This is a genomic window from Burkholderia sp. BCC0397 (assembly GCF_902832865.1).
Classification (GTDB): domain Bacteria; phylum Pseudomonadota; class Gammaproteobacteria; order Burkholderiales; family Burkholderiaceae; genus Burkholderia.
In genome coordinates this window covers 1-15,989 of sequence record NZ_CADFDL010000003.1, presented here as the reverse complement: position 1 = coordinate 15,989, position 15,989 = coordinate 1, and the positions used below count along the sequence as shown (strand labels likewise).

Genomic DNA, 15,989 nt, shown 5'->3' with positions numbered 1-15,989 from the left:
GGGTCTGAAACAGTGGCCCTCGGCCGGGGAAGGGCAATCACACCCGGCTGATAAAACGCAAGCAACCGTAGAAACTACCCAAACAAGGGTAGTTCAATGGAGGGATTACCTTTAGTCCCTCTTTCGAACTACTTTACGGAGCTACGAATGAGGGACCAACGAGCAGCATTAGCAGTACCCCGCGTGGAAATTCTCCCGCCGAGCGCACGCAAGCCGATCCGCAAGACGAACCACGATGGAAGCCGATGCCCTGCATATGGTGAGAATCAAACCAAACTTGCGAGTACCGTTGAGCACAAAATCAGCACCCGGTGCGGCGGCCGGGTATGGTTGCCCCTCTGCGACTTCCGAGGCAGCCAGCAACGCAGCCTGAGTCAACACACGCACCTCCGGAGGCAATTGCGGCGCGCCGAGTTCAGCAAGCATCGTTACGAGCGGTTTGGTTACGACCGGCACGAGCGACGTAACACCCTGTGCTTGAGGCGGATAGACGAGGTTCGGGGTCGTGTTCCCGAGAGGTGCAACTACTGACTTGACCTCGCCGCCCTCCGCAACCCATTTCGAAATTGCACCCCCGTCCGCAAATGCAACGGCAGTGCGCAGCGCCTTCGCGGTTCGGACGGTCTTTCTCCCTTCGTAGACAGCCTCAATAATTTCCAGGTTGCGGAGCGGCGGCTGGTCAGCCAGCTTCCCCGCCCCCCGGTACGTCTCGGTTTTCTTTTCGTGTGTATCGATAAGGTCGAGTGCTTTAGCTACAACCGGGAATCGAGCTTTGCGAACATCGCTCGGGAGCGACTTTGCGATAGCAAATCCAATTTGCTCTGCGGGGGTGAGTTTCGAAAGAATCGCTGCATTCATATTTTGTATTCCTTATTTTATAGATTGGATAGTTCCGGCCTTGTTTGCACCGGTCAGCCCGTAGACCGAGTTAAGGCGGGCCGCCTACGTTCAAGCTCGTTAGTCCTTCGGCGGCTCGGGGTCCGTGACAAAGACAATCGGCGCGCTTGGATCGAACGATGACGTATCTTTGAAGTGGAATACCGCTGTCACCCCGCCGCCAAGTGACACGCGGCATGAGTTCGTATGTACCGACTCCGGCGGAGAAGGTCGGCCGAAGATGCGCGATAGCAGTTTTCTCATGCTTTTGCCTGCGTACGGTGCTGGGCGAGATATAAGCGGATTGCATCCTTGAATACTGCCGCCACGCTGGCATCTTTGTTCGCCGCCAGTTCCCGCAGCGCGCGGTGTGTCTCCGGTTTAACACGTGTGCTAATGACGCGTTCGGCCGCATACGGCTCGGCGGGTACTTCGTGCTTATTCATGAACCTCCTTGTTGTAGACAAACAGCCAAACAAAAGGGCCAGCATCCCCGAAGAGACACCGGCCCTAGATGTAGTCCTAAATAGTTTAGGACAGAATGAACGACTCCACCTTGATAGCAGGATCGACCGGGAGAATCTTGGCTAGCTCGCCCAGGGCCTCCGCCATGTCGCTGGCGCAGTACCGCACGTCAACGGACACGGATCGGGAATCAGCGACCCGCGTAGCTTGTCGCAGGATACGAAAGCCGTAGTCCCGCAGCGCGAGAATCACAAGCTTTCGCGCCTCCCGTGTATGGCTTCGCATCTTGATATGTAGCGTGTAGGCATTCGAACCCGTCTCAGATGCCCGGTTTTCCACAAATTGCCGCCGGTCTGTCGCGTGCATACGCGAAAGTCGATCAACGTTGCCGACTACGGTCCGCACCGGGTTGCGTTCCGTGCTTTCCGTGAGTCGGCTGGTTCTAGCCTCGCCTTTTCTGATGTTTTGCTTAACGCGGATAACGATGGGAACGTGATTTCTTTCGTGCAAACCAACCTCGAAAACGCTGCAAATAATGCGATCGACGCCGCGATGGTTGCGAGCTTGACGGCGGCGGCGGGAACGGCACAAACGACCATCAATGCAGCCTTTGAAGCGTTCCACGGCGACCTCCGTAGCGCGGGCTGGGTGGGGAACCCGCAAACCCTTGCGAAGCTCCGTAGCGCGCAGGAGCAAAACATCGGGCCGCGCGGCGGTACGTTCTACGACCTGCCGGCACTCGCCGTATTGGCGATGCCTGAGGGCGTACTGTTTCTCGTGGACGCACAGCGCACCGCCGTTTTTGATGGCCCTCAGATTATCGAGCGAAGCAACGAGGCCGATATCGTGATGGACACCGCGCCGAGCGGTAGCAATACCACGGTAACGCGCCTGTTCCTGACCAACCAAACGGCTTTCAAGATTACGCGGTACGCCGACTACAAGCTTATGGTCAATCCGGTCGCAGTGACCGTGGCCTAACTCCAACGGAGTGGGTGTGGCGCTCACTCCAATTTAATAAGTAATCCATATGGGTATCATGAGAAAAATTTTTACTCCGAAGCCGCCGCGTAGCGTCGCGGATCACATTCAAAGTGGCGGGGCCGTTCAGTACCACTTTTCCCAATCCGACTATATGAGGTGCCCTGACGGTAGCGTCAAGTACGTTGGATCGAACCCGCCGCCAACATTGGAGGCTGCTTTATCTCGGATTAAGACGGAGGTCGCGGAGCTTCGTGGGAAGTCTATTTGTAGTGCTCGAAGTGCACGCGACTTGCGCAAGCTTATCGCGCGGCAACAGGAAGTCACAAGCAAGGCTAATGCGCATCTGGAGCGCATGGCAATGCAGGCACGGGCCGGCGTCATTGATCCGTCCGCCGTGGACGGACCGCACCGCGACGCACAAGCAGCGCGTACGGTGGCATCCGAGCTTAGCCGGGAACTTGCTGAGCGCATGAAGGCTGACGAAGCAGCGGAGCAATTAGCCGCGCTTGTAAATGACCTGCGCGTGTGAAGCCGGCGAGGCGCTATAGATTCGCTTTATCGCGGCAATCGGTGAGGCGACTACATCAGTTGCGGGAGGAGACGGGATACACCGCAGCCAACGAATTTAGACGTTTAGTCCACTGTCTCGCTGACGATAAGCGGCCAAAATTCGAGGTGTCAGGCCGCAGGACGAGCTATACCTACAGTGTGACGATGACCGCTGAGCAGTACGCCGGGTTGGTTATCGTAGCCGCGCGTTACGGCGTGCCGAAAGAGTGTATCGGGGAGATGGTGCTTAGCTATTACCCGAAGGATTACTAATCTAAGAGGATTGACTATGTACGAAATGAACAAGAATGTTACCGAGTTGCAGGCAGAGCTTGAACGCGAACGCGAGCTTTTCCGTACCGCAGTCGCTACAGGTACGGACGGCAGTGCGCATGCCCGCCGTTACGAAGAAATCCAGCGCAAGCTTACCGCGCACCCGTCGGAGGAGGCGTGAGAACCAATCCGCTGTTGGTCGAGCTGGCCCAGGCGGTAGGCATTCCCACACACCGACGCGGTGCAAATCGCCCGATACAGCTTACGAGCACTGAGCTTCGCCTAGCCCCCGCCCCATCTCGGCTTCGATCTGGTTGCCCCATGTCAGTGCATCCGCTCGGGTGGCGAATGTTTTGGACTTGTTCGGGTAGCCCTTCTTGCGGATTTGACAGAGCCACCCCGAGGGGACCTTGCTTATTGTTGCCATGCAACCTCCTAGGAGGTCGCTCGCTGTGAATGGGGTGTGAATAGGAAGGTCTCAGTTGGATAGAAGGCAAGCCCGACAAGGGTTTGCCGCCCGCCAGCAACGGCCTTCTAAGCCGTAGGTCACACGTTCGAATCGTGTAGGGCGGGCCAGTCAGATCAAGGGTTTGGCTCGTTATCGGTCACTCGCTCGTCGATTTCCATGCAGGCTCTGTGTAGGCATTTCGATGCGGCTTCGGCCTGACATTGAATCTTCGTTGTTTCGGGGCCTTTCGAAGTAGCACATCACATTGGCGGTCGAGCTTACGTTGCGCATAATGTCGGCCGATCTGTTATCAGCATCAGGTGGCAGCACGATAGAATGATCTGATCAAACAATGTGTCGAGTCGATGTCAGAATCGAAGCGACGTATACGAAATCATAGATATATGCCAACTGCCGAGCGGACATGGGGTCGGTACCTACCGAGGACTGTAAAGCTCTATAGCTAGCCTCGAATGGTGCGGTGCTCACAGCCATCGCTGGTGGGTAATGCCGGGAGCAATTGTCGTTGGAAGATGGCGTTGGCTTTGCGATTATGTCCCTGGGGATCGAATGGATGCGAATGATTGTGGGTGGAGCGCGGTGCTCGATGTATTTCGACGGAGTATGCGAATGCCTCCACAAAACTCGAATGGGAGCGCCGTATCAGGCATCGTCGGCTCGCGAAGCCAAATACGATTCGCAGAGGTCACTGGTGTCAACAGTGTATTTTCCTTGCGATGGCTACGGATCCAAAGCAGATTCGGAAATGCCGTTATCTTCCGGTGAGCGCTAGGAGCGGATTGGAGCGAGCGTAAAGTTTACGTCATACTCTGCAGGCCGCGTAAGGTATGGTAAAGCATGTCGGGAAGTGTGGGTACAACATTCAACATCGGGAAAAACAGTGGCCAGTAAAGCACATAAGTTCAATTACTTCGCGTTGGTGATTGGTCTGTGCGTAGCCATCGGTACGCTGATTTCGCTCAGCGACCGGCTGACCTTCATCAAATCTTCGGTTGCAACGCAAGGTACGGTCATTCGACTAAACCACGGCGAGCGTCATCCGGAGATTTCTTTTGTGACACAAGCTGGCGAACACGTATCGTTTCCCGGGAGCTTTGTCTCGGTGGAAGTCGGGGATTCTGTTCCGGTCCGTTATGTTCCGACCAAGCCGCGGGAAACAGCGGAAATCGACACGTTCACCAACATGTGGCTTGAAACCCTTATGTTAGCTGCGTTTACGATCGCGTTACTCTATGCAGGGCTGACAGGCCAGTCATTCCGGCCGAGATATGGATAATCCATGTGGATAAAGACACTGAGAGAAAGCAAGTGGGCTTACGACACTGGAGCGGGCGGTGGTGGTGGCCTTGACCTGCTTCTTGCTTCGGGCGGCGTCATGGTGTTTGATCCACCATCGGGGCAGCCCGAGCAGTTCGTATACGCGGGTGTAGGGGCGGGATTATCACTTCCCATTCTCAAATGGTTCAAGCTGGGTAAGCTTGAGCTGCCGAAGCTCAATATCCGTGGGCGTAGCATAAGTGGAACCGGTGCGACAAAAGGCTTTGACAGCAGTGGCACGGTATACATGACCGAAGCATTTCGCGGCCAAGAATTGCAGCTCAAGAATTTTGAGGGCGGCGTACTCTATGTCGATTTGTCATTTGGGTACCTCGCTGGTTGGAGTGGCACGTTTATGCTTGCCGGAATCGATTCGAGTCTAATGAAGCTTGCCATGGTTCCCTTGGCCGGGGCGGTATTCATGCGACAAGTAATCATGTCGGCCCCGATTTTTATCAGAACGCGCGGTCGAATGGAGGGGTGGACGGATTCTTTCGGCGGTGGACTCATGTTCGGCCAAATGACGTATCAAGGCAAGGAACCCATTCCAAAGCAGGGGCCGATCGGCGAACTGCCGGGTGTGAACTGATCCTCGAAGAACGGATCGGTTGACGCAGATCGACAGGCCCCGTCGTTGCCGATTGACTAGAGTACGGGGCGTATCCCTGGTTGAGTGGGGCAGCGCAGCAACTCCGTCCCACTTTTCGCCGACCGGAGGACGACTTGCACGTAGTTATTCGTCGGCGCGTAGGGTGCGAAGAATCGATCAAGCACCCGTGCGAACAGGCTCAGCGTGACGTCGCGTAGTGCGCTCTCGTCCAGTGACACGATGATTTCCACTCCGCGTACGAACGATGGAAATTGGTTGCCGAGCGACATCCATTTGATAACAGGCTGGTGGTCAAGTCCGGTAATTGCGTCGATGCTGCGCTGTGCGATGACACTCGCACGCGGTGCGTGCAGGCGGAGAAAATCCTTGAAGGCTTTCAATCCTGTGTGAGTCAGGTCAAACGGATGGAGCGACATGCCGGCGAGAACTCGCCACAGCGAGTCATGTCCGCAGGGCAGCCTACTCGGCAAGGTCGGTCGTGTGCGAAGTCGGATGGGGCACGCTAACGCGGCACCGTCGTACAGTAGATCACTATCAGGCGCACCGATCGGCAAGCGAGATGGCAATTCTCCATTGGTTGCCATGACGTCTACTTCTACTTGCGGGCGTTTCGAATGGACAGCGTTTCCCGCCAAACCGACCAGTGACAGCAGAAGCGGCGAACGACATGCACCGGCTGCTGCGTGGTGATCTCGAAAGGCTGTCCAGTAGGCAACGGCTGGATCGGTCTGTCGGCTGTGACTAAACGCATGATACGGCAGGACTGTGGTGCGCGAGGTCTGGCGAGCCACCGCAACCGTGTCCTGATCAGATTGCGTTCGATCACCGAGATAGACGGCGTCGATCGAATACACATCGAGGGGAACGCCTGTTTGTAGCGGGACGGGCGTTACGGGGTACGCCGTGTCGGCGCACGTCAACTGGATTGGCGTTGTATCTCGCTTGAAAAGATTTACGACTGGGGTGCAGAACAGCTGGAAAGCGGTAGCGTCCAGGCCATCTATTGCTTGGCCTACGCTTGATTTCTCGGCCGGGCCGCGGATCGCGACATGCAGCGTTAGCAGCCGTGCTTCAGGTGCGCGTGCAGCGCGTCGCATTCGTCCTAGATCGACGTCGACGAAATCGAATTTCTCCGGGAACGCGAAAGATTCGATTAAGTATTGGAGAGCCGCGGAAGTGTTGATGGGCTCCTTCGGTAGCAGCTGTTCGTTCTCGTCGAAGCCCACCACCTCGATTGGAACTTTGGACAAAGCGTTCCACCGGCCGCTTTGGTCGACCTCAACGAACGCAGCGCAGGCGTGCTGCAGCAAAGCGTCGGTCAGCGCGGCGACCAGCGGTCTATCGCCGGACAGGTGTGTGCGAACAAGGCCGGATGGGATCGCAGCATCGAAGGTTTCAGACGGCGTCGCGCTGGCGAACGCGATCGAGACGATGCCGGTGACGTCGGTTGGCAACCGAACTGCGGCAGGAGTCAGCGTAGCTGGTGCATAGCGTGCCGAATGAACGCATAGCGGCGACAGTATTACGTCATAGACCGTTCGAAACCGGCACGCTGCAGCATTGGCGTCGAGCGATGTGCCGCGCGCGACAGTGAGTGGCGTCGTCAGTTGGTTGAACAGGGCACTCGGGTCGAATTGTGCGATCGCACACGAAGGTACCGTGCGCAAGTACTGCGGGTACAGTGTTTCGAGCAACGCTTCGGTAAATTCAGGATAACTGTCCTCGAGCTTCGCGTCGATCCGCGCTGCTAGTAGCGCGAACGTTTGGATCATCCGGTCGACGTGCAGATCACCGTGACCATTCCCGATCCCGAGCCGCGCACCGATCTTCGGGTAACGGTGGGTAAACTCAGTCAGGCCGCGTAACAGCAGGCTGACCTCGTATTCGTAGTGAGGCAGCAGAGTTTCCATTCACGTTCCGTACAACTCCGTCCCCAATATTAAAGACACAAGAATCGTAAAACTTGAGTCAGACGGGGGCAAGCAGTTTAAAATCCACCGACGAATAATATCCTGCCGCATTCACTGCGGGGTTCCGAGGCTGCCATGCAGATGTCAGATATCGCGAGTTTTTTTGGTCTTCAGATCAACAGGCTTTTCACCATTCAGACGCCAATGAAAGGGCGGTCCGATCTGGTGCTTGTCGATTTTCAGTGCGCTGAGGGCTTATCTCAAAATTTCGAGATTCACGTCCGGCTCGCATCGCAAGACCCGAATATCGAACTGAAAAAGATGATCGGTCAATCTGTGACGATTACGTTACAGCTGACCGATGCGCTGGCGAGTTCGGAGGAGCGGTACTTTCACGGTTACGTTGCCAACTTCACCCACCTCGACAACGATGGCGGTTTCACGGTCTATAGCGCGGTCATCGTGCCGTGGCTCTGGATGCTGTCTCGCCGTCGCGACATTCGCGTTTTCCAGGAGGAAAACACCGAAGACATTCTTTCAAAGGTATTTCAGGAGTACGGGAAGATCGCGTCGTTCGAGTTCCGACTGTCGAAAGGTACGAAGAACCGCAGTTACTGCACGCAGTATCGTGAAACCGATCTCGAATTCGTCGAACGGCTGATGCAAGAAGATGGCCTGTTCTTTTTCTTCGAGCATGCGAAGGATGGTCACAAGTTGATCATCACGGATAACTCGATCGCAGCGAAGCAGATCGACGGCCGCAGCCCGGTACTGCAGTACACGAAGGACGAGGCGCTCGACAATCTGGCGGTGGTGACGTCCTTCCAGGCAAGCCGGCAACTGGAATCCAATAGCGTCGGCCTGAAGACATTCGACTACAAGGTTCCGCATGCGCGCCGGTTTGTATCGGGGGGCACCGAGGTAAATCAGGGCGAAGTGCCGTCGTACGAGGTGTACGACTACCTTGGGGAGCACGGTTTTGCCGACAGCGACCGAGGAGAGGAGTTGACGCGCTTCAGGACACAGGCGCTCGCAGCTAACAGCAAGGTCTTCGTCGGGACGAGCACCAGTCGGCGGTTGTCGCCGTGCCGGTATTTCGAGCTGGACGATCACTACGACCACGGCGATGCAAAACCGGAGGAGCGTCAGTTTCTGATTACATCGGTGACGCACAGCGGCACGAACAACTATCAGGCGGGCGAGGGCTCGGGGAGCTACCAGTGCAGCTTCACCTGTATCCGCAAGAAGATTCCATATCGTCCTGTCTTTACGATTGAGCGGCCGTCTATCATCGGACCACAAACTGCGATCGTCGTGGGTCCTGAGGGCGAAGAGATCTACACGGACAACCTCGGTCGCGTGAAAGTGCAGTTCCATTGGGATCGTCTCGGCAAGCGCGATCAGAGCAGTTCGTGCTGGGTACGTGTCGGGCAGCCGTGGGCCGGGCGCGGATTCGGGATGATCCAGATTCCGCGAATCGGCGACGAAGTGGTCGTGATTTTCCTGGACGGAAATCCTGATCGCCCGCTAATTATCTCGAGCGTCTACAACTCAGGGAACATGCCGCCGTGGGGACTTCCCGCCAACGCGACACAGAGCGGGATCCTGACGCGTTCGACCAAGACCGGTAACGTCAACACGGCCAATGCGATTCGCTTCGAAGACAAGAAGGGTGAGGAAGAGGTTTGGCTTCACGCCGAGAAGGATCAGCGCATCGAGGTCGAGCACGACGAGTCGCACTGGGTCGGCAACGACCGTACCAAGAACATCGATCACGATGAGACGGTGCACGTCGGCCACGATCGCACGGAAACCGTCGACAACAACGAGACGATTCACGTTGGCGTGGATCGCACCGAGACCGTTGGCAACAACGAGACGCTGACGGTCGGCGGCAACCGAAACGAGACGATACAGGGAATGGAGAATCTCCTGATTGCACTGACGTCGACGGAGACGGTGGGACTTGCGAAAGCACTGACCGTGGGCGGCGGCTATCAGGTGACGGTGGCCGGAGCAGTCAACACGTCGGCCGGGCTTGCCAGTGCCGAAGAAGTGGGCCTGTCGAAGACCACGATGGTGGGCAAGACGTACACGATTACGGCCGGCGACCGAATCGAGCTGAAAACCGGTAGCGCCGTCCTCATCATGGAGTCCAACGGGCACATCACGCTGCGCGGCACGCAGCTGCTGATCGAGGGCTCAGGGCCGGTGCAGATCAACGGTAAGGATGTTGACGTCAATTGACGGGAGCGGCGATGGAGTTCTCCAATCACACGCCTTTTCCGGCATTGGCGTTCGAGTCGTTTGCGCCGGATGGCGCATCGTTCCATACCGTTGTATTGCGGCAGACTTTCGAACTGCGCAATGGCTCGTTGGTGCTGGCGCAGGAGCAGACGCCGCTCGCGACATCAGATCGTTTCCACGGCGAGCCGAACCAGTCCAGCGTGGCGGAGGAAAGTGATCTCGCGCCATATAAACCGCTTTGCGATGTACTGATCAACGGGACGGCCTACGCGCCGCAGGGGCGATCGTTGCCGCGCTTCGTGGCGGGCGTTCGAATCGTGTCGGCACCCATGCGATCCGACGACGACGCGGGTGTGCCGACGACGAAAGTCCTGCTGGATCGCAGGCTGTTCGTGACCGGCCAAAGGTACTTTGCTCGGCGGTCGATGCTTGGTCGAAGCATGAATCGACTCGTGAAGATCGCCTCGCTCGGCATCGTGCGTCCCGTCGACTGGTGGCTGACGCCGCCCGAGCCAATCGCAGCGCTGCCTATGCGTTACGAGTACGCATGGGGTGGTCAGTGTCGTGTCGACGCACATGACTCCGGTGCGAAACGGGTGCCGAAGGCATCCCGGCTCGATGACAAACAGCAGGCTCTGCATCCCGATCAAGATAACGTTCCGGTGGCGCATACGGCGTGCGAAGACAATCCGATCGGTCTTGGGTTTGCTGAGCGTTGGTTCCTTACCGCGACGAAGCAGCAGAAGGTCGCTGCTCCGCAGATCGAAGCCGGCAGCGAACCCATCTCGGTACAAGCATGGCTAGCAGCTTCGAATGGGCAGGCCCATCCGTCGCTGTATCCGGCTGGCTTCGGTATCGTCGGGAAAGCGTGGCGATCGAGGCGTGAGCTTGCCGGCACTTACGATGACCAGTGGCTCGCTGAGCGCCATCTGGGCTTACCGGACGATTTTCAGTTCAGATACTGGAACGGCGCGCATCCGCTGATGCAGGTGCCGCACCTGAAGGGTAACGAAACGATCGTGCTGACGAATCTTGTTCCCGTCGGCACGCCCGGATCGACTCTCGACGAGCGGGGCAATACGATCCTGCGCATCGCTTTGCCAGGACATCTACCGATGGGATGGGTCTACACCGACCAGTCGCTCAAGTTCGCGCCGCTGCTGCTCGATACGTTGTCTGTCGACGTGTCGGATGCGGCCAAGCCCGTGGTGACATTGGTGTGGCGTGCGACGCTGATGAAGTCCGTGCGTGCGCAGCGCTTCGAGGCAAGGTTTGTGAACCATGCCGACTGGGAGCGGCTTGCCGTGCGTTCGCCGGCGGGCCCGATCGGACCAGCGGGAGTGCGGCATGGCTGAACCACTAACGTTCACCATCACCGGTGACGCGGGCGATGTTTTCCGTGAGCACTTCAACATCCAGAGTGTCGAGCAGGCCCGCGACGCGGTGAAGAATCTGGATGCGCTATGGAACACACCGAATCCGTGGAGCCACCGTTCCGACTTGCGGGATATATTTGACGAGGCGGGGAAGTCAGTTCAAAGGCGCTTTGAAACTGGCGTCTATAAGCCGCAGGATAAGGCGCAACCGTCCGATCATTTCTCCACGGGCAATCGGATTGCGTCGAGACAGGACGGTAGCTTCAAGGCCGTCAGTAGCACGCCTGATGTCTGCAAGACGCCGATGGGCAGTTCCACGCCGCCGGTGCCCTATCAGGTCATCTCGGATCTGAGCGGGTCATCGGGCATCGTGCCAAGCGTGCGATTCAACGGAAAGCCGGCGTACGTGCTCGATCAGAGTGTGGTCCCGACATGTACGGGCGACGAAGCGGGCTCAGCCGATGGGGTGCGCTCCGGCACCGTGGGAGGCGAGACCAAGCCGACGAAGGGAAGCACGACGGTTCGCGCGGGCGGCCATCCCGTTATTCGTGACGGTGACCCGTGCACAATGAACTCCGGCAACTGTACGGGCACTTACGTAACCGCGCCCGCGCCGGGAAGCTCGGTGGACGCGAGCGGGAACGTCGTGGGGGATGCTAATCCGCCACCCGAGAAGGGCGTCATGCATCAGGTTGGCGGGTTCTTCAAGGGGGCCGGCGGTGCGGTGTGGGACATGGCGAAGGGCTTGGGCGGGCTGGCGGTCGGAGCGGCCAAGTTATCGCCAGTGTCGCAGGCTGCTGAGGGTCTGTCTGATCTGACAGGGTTATACGACTACCACGGGTACTCGCAGACGCTGGACTCAGCAGGAAAGACGGCGCAGGCGATCTACGATCATCCTGGCGCGATCGTCGATGGCATCACCAAGCCGTATATGGAGGCGTGGAGCCAAGGCAACTATGGCGAGGCGCTGGGGCGCGGCGCGGTCGACATCGGCGGCTTGTTTGTTGGCGGTGTCGGTGCTGCCGGCAAGGTCGGCGAAGTGGGGAATGTCGCGGGCAAGGTCGGAGAGGCGGCTAACGTTGGCGGTAAGATTGGTGAGACCGCGAACGTGGCCGGCAAAGTGGGCGAAGCCACGAACGCAGCGGGCAAAATGGGGGAGACGGCCGATGCGGCAGGCGCAGCAGGTCGAACGGGAGACGCTGCGAACGCCGCAAAAGCGGCAGATACTGCAGCTGAGTCGCAATTGGGCCGAGGAGCCATTGGCGACGATGCGACAACAGCAGGTACGAAGGCGACGGGTGATGCTGCGGGGACCAAAGCTCCGGTTGTCCCCAAGAGCGAATTCGATAAGTTGGCAGATATTTCCGGAGATGGGATTCGTGTCAAGCCTTCCGGAGGAGCCTGGAAGTATCCGCCGAACTGGAGTAGCTGGATCAAGAAGGGCGGGAAAATTGTCACCCACGAAGATGGTTCGGTGACATATATCCGCAAGGATGGTGTGCAGGTCACTTACAACAAGGAAGGATTTCCCGATTTCTCGCCGCATGCTACCGAGTCGGTCAAGATTGACGATATGCAGTTTAACCACACGAGTGACTTCAGAAAGGCCAACGAGAAGATAGGACTGACAGGAAGCGATCCGCCCGATGGATTTACGTGGCACCATGTGGAAGACGGCAAGACAATGCAATTGGTGCCACAATCAATTCATAACGTTGCCGAAGGTGGCTTTCCTCATGCCGGCGGTGTGTCTGTTGGTGGTGGTGGGTAGGTTATCCACAGAACTGAACATTTGATGGTGAAGGAAAATGAGAGAGTTGACGTATTCAACACAGAGCCATTCGTCAGTGCGGTACGACGGTGCCGCCGACGATACGATTGATTCGTTTTTTTCATCGCACGAACTGATATGTCCGGCAGACTACAAGGTTTTCTTGCAACGGTATAACGGCGGTTGCTTCAACGAGGGCTATCTTCAGGACACCCCGTTGGGTCCATTGTTGGCTTCCTATTTTTCCACTCTTGCGCCCAGCAAGAATCGGCATATTCCTACGCAGATGGAAAACCTGGATGAATATATTCCGGTTGGCTTTGTGCCTATTGCTGATGATCCAGGTGGGAACTTATATCTGTTGGATTGTGATCGAAATTTGGATCGAAATGGGAAAGTGTATTTTTGGAATCATGAGGGCGCCGAGCCGGCGGAGGATCCCACATTAAGCAGTTTCAAAAATATAACGCTGCTCTTTGATTCATTCTCGCAGTTCCTGGATGCATTGAAAAGTAAAGATTTAGCTTGATAGGTTGGATTGTATTTTTTAAGGAATGAAGATGGACTATCCTCTGTCCGGTGACGCGGAGGCTGCTGCAGCATCTCTACTCAATGCCTCCCCACAGCCTAAGAAGATCGGGGCGAAAACGGTAAATGCGATTGAGCGCGCTGACGGTGCGGTAACGGCTTTTTCCGAAAACGGAAAGGTGTATTCTGTTCGTATAAGGAGTCCATTTTCGGGTGATGTTCGTGGAATCAAGATCGGTTACACGAAAGACGCGGTCGTTCGTGTCTTGGGGAAACCGGATAGATTGTGGCCAGTTCATGACGGTATCGATCGTTGGTTTTATGATGCGAAGACCTTCATGAGGGTGGATTTTAACCCGGATAGTGATTTGGTTGAGTTTATATATGTTTGAGTGATATAAATTGGAAAATTAATCAGAGGAGACTGAGATTGGCGTGGGAAGGAAGGGGGAAGTCACAGGTGTGAATCTGGGTGAGTTGATGTCCGACTAACGGCATATTGACTCCCGAGCGTGTTTTTGATCGGTCAATCGGTTGACTTCCAGATTCGGGAGGGTGCAAAGGGGGCGAGTGGGATTTGAGCGTCATCGGGCATTGTGCAGCTTCCCGCTGTAAGCCGTATTGTGAACGGTTGGCGGCTATCAACTTCCTGACGCCGTCTTTGCCGCTTCGTCGCTCGCGTCAGTTCGGCAACAGGCGTAAGGAGATGGCCAAGGCCTGCTTGTTGATGCATCCACGATTCAATTTTATCGTGCCACATGCGCAAAAGATCGAGTGGTCGCCGGCGATAGTGTTTTTCGGCCAACGCAGACGGCTTGTGGCCTTGGATCTGCGCAACAACACCGACAGGGACTTCAACCCATTCTGAAAGCGTACCGAACGATCGGTGCAGTCCGTGCAATGTAAGGTGAGGCAGGCCGGCGGCTTCGATTGCACCATTGTGGGCCTTTCGGGGCTCGGCGATCTTTCCGTCCTCTGATCTGTTGCTGGTGAACACCCATTCAGAAGGTGACCATGACTTTCCTTGTTCGGTGAGGCTGGTCAACTGCCGTCTGTTCGGCGGCATCTCGTTCATCTGCTTGAGATGCATCAGGAGGCTGATATGACTCCCGGTGTCAATCGGGATCGGTTTTCGAGTTCATATTGCTGGAATTCCCTGAGGGCGACGTAGCAGTACGTCTCGACGGTGGATCAAGCTGATATCCGCGGGTTGGGTACCGCATTACAGAGGTCCGCCCAATGAGCCTGCCGCTATCTAGCACCGCAAGTCGGATGCAATCCGTTGCGTAGCCTCAGCGCGGGTTGCTCGTGTGCCGGGCTACGCCGCCTTCAGGAAACTCCTCCTCCAGTCATCAAGTTGGGAGCAAGGGGTTGCTCGATTTTCGCATCACGCCGCGAGCCCTTCGCGCGGCGCAGCAAGCGCCATCGCGAGCTGACTGATGTCCCGGATGAAACCGGCCAGTTCGCGGGCTACTGCGACCACCGCGATGTTCTTCTGCTTGCCTGCGAAGGATGCCATTTCGAGCGGCAAGGGTGACGCTTTGATGAACGTCAAGCTGGAACCTTGTCGCGGAAAGGGAATGAGATGAGAGACGAAGATTTTGAGTGGTTTATCGAGAATTTTGGGGAGGCGACGAGCCGAGTCGAGGTGCCTCAAGCCAGCTTCGAAAAATTCGACAAGAAGCTGCCTGCTCAGCTTCTGAAATATTGGTCCGAAGAAGGGTGGGCGAGCTACGCGGACGGCTTGTTCTCGATCGTGAATCCCGACGAGTACGAAGACGTTCTAGATATGTGGCTTGAGGACACGATCTTCGAAGAGGTCGATAGCTACCACGTCATCGCTCGGACCGCGTTCGGGAAGTTGTATGCTTGGGGTGAGAAGACCGGGCCGAGCTTGACGGTGTCATGCCCGACGCATTCGCTTATCGCCTTGGAGAAGGACTTAAAAGGCCCGCTGAAAAATCCGGACTTTCGTATACAGACTTTCTTCGGCGCCAAGACACGGAACGAATGCGACTTCAAGGATGATTCGAAGCAGCTGCTGTTTGCTCGGGCGCTTGGAAAGCTCGGAAGGATCGAGCCCAACGAGATGTATGGTTTTGAACCTGCACTGGTTGCTGGCGGGCAGATGAACCTCGATCATCTGAAACGAGTGAATCTTGATGTTCATTTGACGATCTTGCGGCAGCTCGCACCGCCGAAGATTCCCTTCCTAAACGTCCCAACCTGATGGCGGTCGCAGGCCAAAGGCCGAAGGGAAAGTGCGGCACCTGATCGCAAGCAAGTTCGTCGACAGGACCGAGTTGCTCGGTGCCCTGCCGACTACGGCACGGGAGTTCTGTTGATCGACGGAAACCCAATCGAACGTGAATGCACAACCGCATGAATAAATATGCTCATGTCGGTCGGTGGACTGTCGGCTTCGACCAGGCATCGAATGGCATCTGAACCGAAACGGCCATTCGCGATCTCTTTACCGCGAGCTCAGGAGCGCAGCGCTTTGAGTGCAGTGGCCCATTAGAGGTGGCCTCGCTCATTCGGACAGTTTTCTGAGATTTTTAAGTGGAACGTCCGAGGCAATCATGCTGCCGATTTGATCGCAGGCAGCGTCGCG

The 15,989-nt window shown here is 56.7% G+C and carries 14 protein-coding genes, 1 tRNA gene and 2 pseudogenes; 12 read left to right on the top strand and 5 right to left on the bottom strand.

All coding sequences use genetic code 11. The features are described from left to right. Positions 1–168: 168 nt before the first annotated feature. Both HWX03_RS10125 and HWX03_RS10120 read right to left on the bottom strand, forming a co-directional pair. Entirely contained in the window at positions 169–858 is a 690-nt protein-coding gene (locus tag HWX03_RS10125; RefSeq protein WP_175871167.1) for a hypothetical protein, read from the bottom strand. Between the two features lie 278 nt (positions 859–1,136). After that, entirely contained in the window at positions 1,137–1,322 is a 186-nt protein-coding gene (locus HWX03_RS10120) for a ribbon-helix-helix protein, CopG family (protein ID WP_175871166.1), read from the bottom strand. A 379-nt stretch (positions 1,323–1,701) separates the two neighbouring features. Between HWX03_RS10120 and HWX03_RS10115 the strand changes: the two genes are divergently transcribed. From HWX03_RS10115 to HWX03_RS10090, 6 genes are all read left to right on the top strand, one after another. After that, positions 1,702–2,322, top strand: a complete 621-nt coding sequence (locus HWX03_RS10115; protein ID WP_175871165.1) for a hypothetical protein — start codon at positions 1,702–1,704, stop codon at positions 2,320–2,322. Between the two features lie 292 nt (positions 2,323–2,614). Further along, positions 2,615–2,854, top strand: coding sequence for a hypothetical protein (locus HWX03_RS10110; RefSeq protein ID WP_175871164.1), 240 nt, complete (start codon positions 2,615–2,617; stop codon positions 2,852–2,854). A 309-nt stretch (positions 2,855–3,163) separates the two neighbouring features. Further along, the gene (locus HWX03_RS10105; RefSeq protein WP_175871163.1) at positions 3,164–3,328 is read left to right on the top strand and encodes a hypothetical protein; all 165 of its coding nucleotides are present in this window, start codon (positions 3,164–3,166) and stop codon (positions 3,326–3,328) included. Positions 3,329–3,646: 318 nt separating this feature from the next. Next, a tRNA-Arg gene (locus HWX03_RS10100) sits at positions 3,647–3,723 on the top strand. Positions 3,724–4,496: 773 nt separating this feature from the next. Next, positions 4,497–4,892: a DUF3592 domain-containing protein gene (locus HWX03_RS10095; RefSeq protein ID WP_175871162.1), complete on the top strand. Its 396-nt coding sequence runs from the start codon at positions 4,497–4,499 to the stop codon at positions 4,890–4,892. Positions 4,893–4,895: 3 nt separating this feature from the next. Next, entirely contained in the window at positions 4,896–5,522 is a 627-nt protein-coding gene (locus HWX03_RS10090) for a hypothetical protein (RefSeq protein WP_175871161.1), read from the top strand. A gap of 56 nt (positions 5,523–5,578) precedes the next feature. Here the strand turns inward: HWX03_RS10090 and tssF are convergent, their stop codons facing one another. Beyond that, positions 5,579–7,453 (bottom strand): type VI secretion system baseplate subunit TssF, encoded by a 1,875-nt coding sequence (tssF, locus tag HWX03_RS10085; RefSeq protein WP_175871160.1) that lies wholly within the window; start codon positions 7,451–7,453, stop codon positions 5,579–5,581. A 135-nt stretch (positions 7,454–7,588) separates the two neighbouring features. Here tssF and tssI point away from each other — a divergent pair, with 135 nt between their 5' ends. From tssI to HWX03_RS10060, 5 genes are read left to right on the top strand one after another with little or no spacing between them, the layout of a single operon-like run. Then, positions 7,589–9,700 (top strand): type VI secretion system tip protein VgrG, encoded by a 2,112-nt coding sequence (gene tssI / locus HWX03_RS10080; RefSeq protein WP_175871159.1) that lies wholly within the window; start codon positions 7,589–7,591, stop codon positions 9,698–9,700. Between the two features lie 11 nt (positions 9,701–9,711). Next, complete coding sequence (locus HWX03_RS10075) at positions 9,712–11,055, top strand: DUF2169 domain-containing protein (RefSeq protein ID WP_175871158.1); 1,344 nt, start codon at positions 9,712–9,714, stop codon at positions 11,053–11,055. Then, positions 11,048–12,847 carry a PAAR-like domain-containing protein gene (locus tag HWX03_RS10070; protein WP_175871157.1) on the top strand — a complete coding sequence of 600 codons (1,800 nt, stop codon included), beginning with the start codon at positions 11,048–11,050 and terminating at the stop codon, positions 12,845–12,847. Before HWX03_RS10075 ends, HWX03_RS10070 begins: the two co-directional genes overlap by 8 nt. Before the next feature lie 37 nt (positions 12,848–12,884). Next, positions 12,885–13,376, top strand: coding sequence for an SMI1/KNR4 family protein (locus HWX03_RS10065; RefSeq protein ID WP_175871156.1), 492 nt, complete (start codon positions 12,885–12,887; stop codon positions 13,374–13,376). A gap of 31 nt (positions 13,377–13,407) precedes the next feature. Beyond that, positions 13,408–13,767: a hypothetical protein gene (locus HWX03_RS10060; RefSeq protein WP_175871155.1), complete on the top strand. Its 360-nt coding sequence runs from the start codon at positions 13,408–13,410 to the stop codon at positions 13,765–13,767. A gap of 249 nt (positions 13,768–14,016) precedes the next feature. Here HWX03_RS10060 and HWX03_RS10055 read toward each other — a convergent pair. Beyond that, positions 14,017–14,474 (bottom strand): annotated as a pseudogene (locus HWX03_RS10055) (preprotein translocase); the annotation flags it as partial. Positions 14,475–14,762: 288 nt separating this feature from the next. Next, a pseudogene (locus HWX03_RS10050) lies at positions 14,763–14,879 on the bottom strand (IS110 family transposase); the annotation flags it as partial. 81 nt (positions 14,880–14,960) lie between these two features. Here HWX03_RS10050 and HWX03_RS10045 point away from each other — a divergent pair. Further along, on the top strand, positions 14,961–15,605 hold the full coding sequence (locus tag HWX03_RS10045; protein ID WP_175871154.1) for a GAD-like domain-containing protein: 645 nt from the start codon (positions 14,961–14,963) through the stop codon (positions 15,603–15,605). Positions 15,606–15,989: the final 384 nt, after the last annotated feature.

What these genes read in the sequence shown, in the direction of transcription:
- HWX03_RS10125 (WP_175871167.1), bottom strand. Translation starts at nt 858, where the DNA reads ATGAATGCAGCGATTCTTTCGAAACTCACCCCCGCAGAGCAAATTGGA.
- HWX03_RS10060 (WP_175871155.1), top strand. Translation starts at nt 13,408, where the DNA reads ATGGACTATCCTCTGTCCGGTGACGCGGAGGCTGCTGCAGCATCTCTA.
- HWX03_RS10075 (WP_175871158.1), top strand. Translation starts at nt 9,712, where the DNA reads ATGGAGTTCTCCAATCACACGCCTTTTCCGGCATTGGCGTTCGAGTCG.
- HWX03_RS10120 (WP_175871166.1), bottom strand. Translation starts at nt 1,322, where the DNA reads ATGAATAAGCACGAAGTACCCGCCGAGCCGTATGCGGCCGAACGCGTC.
- HWX03_RS10045 (WP_175871154.1), top strand. Translation starts at nt 14,961, where the DNA reads ATGAGAGACGAAGATTTTGAGTGGTTTATCGAGAATTTTGGGGAGGCG.
- HWX03_RS10070 (WP_175871157.1), top strand. Translation starts at nt 11,048, where the DNA reads ATGGCTGAACCACTAACGTTCACCATCACCGGTGACGCGGGCGATGTT.
- HWX03_RS10065 (WP_175871156.1), top strand. Translation starts at nt 12,885, where the DNA reads ATGAGAGAGTTGACGTATTCAACACAGAGCCATTCGTCAGTGCGGTAC.
- HWX03_RS10105 (WP_175871163.1), top strand. Translation starts at nt 3,164, where the DNA reads ATGTACGAAATGAACAAGAATGTTACCGAGTTGCAGGCAGAGCTTGAA.
- tssI (WP_175871159.1), top strand. Translation starts at nt 7,589, where the DNA reads ATGCAGATGTCAGATATCGCGAGTTTTTTTGGTCTTCAGATCAACAGG.
- HWX03_RS10090 (WP_175871161.1), top strand. Translation starts at nt 4,896, where the DNA reads ATGTGGATAAAGACACTGAGAGAAAGCAAGTGGGCTTACGACACTGGA.
- tssF (WP_175871160.1), bottom strand. Translation starts at nt 7,453, where the DNA reads ATGGAAACTCTGCTGCCTCACTACGAATACGAGGTCAGCCTGCTGTTA.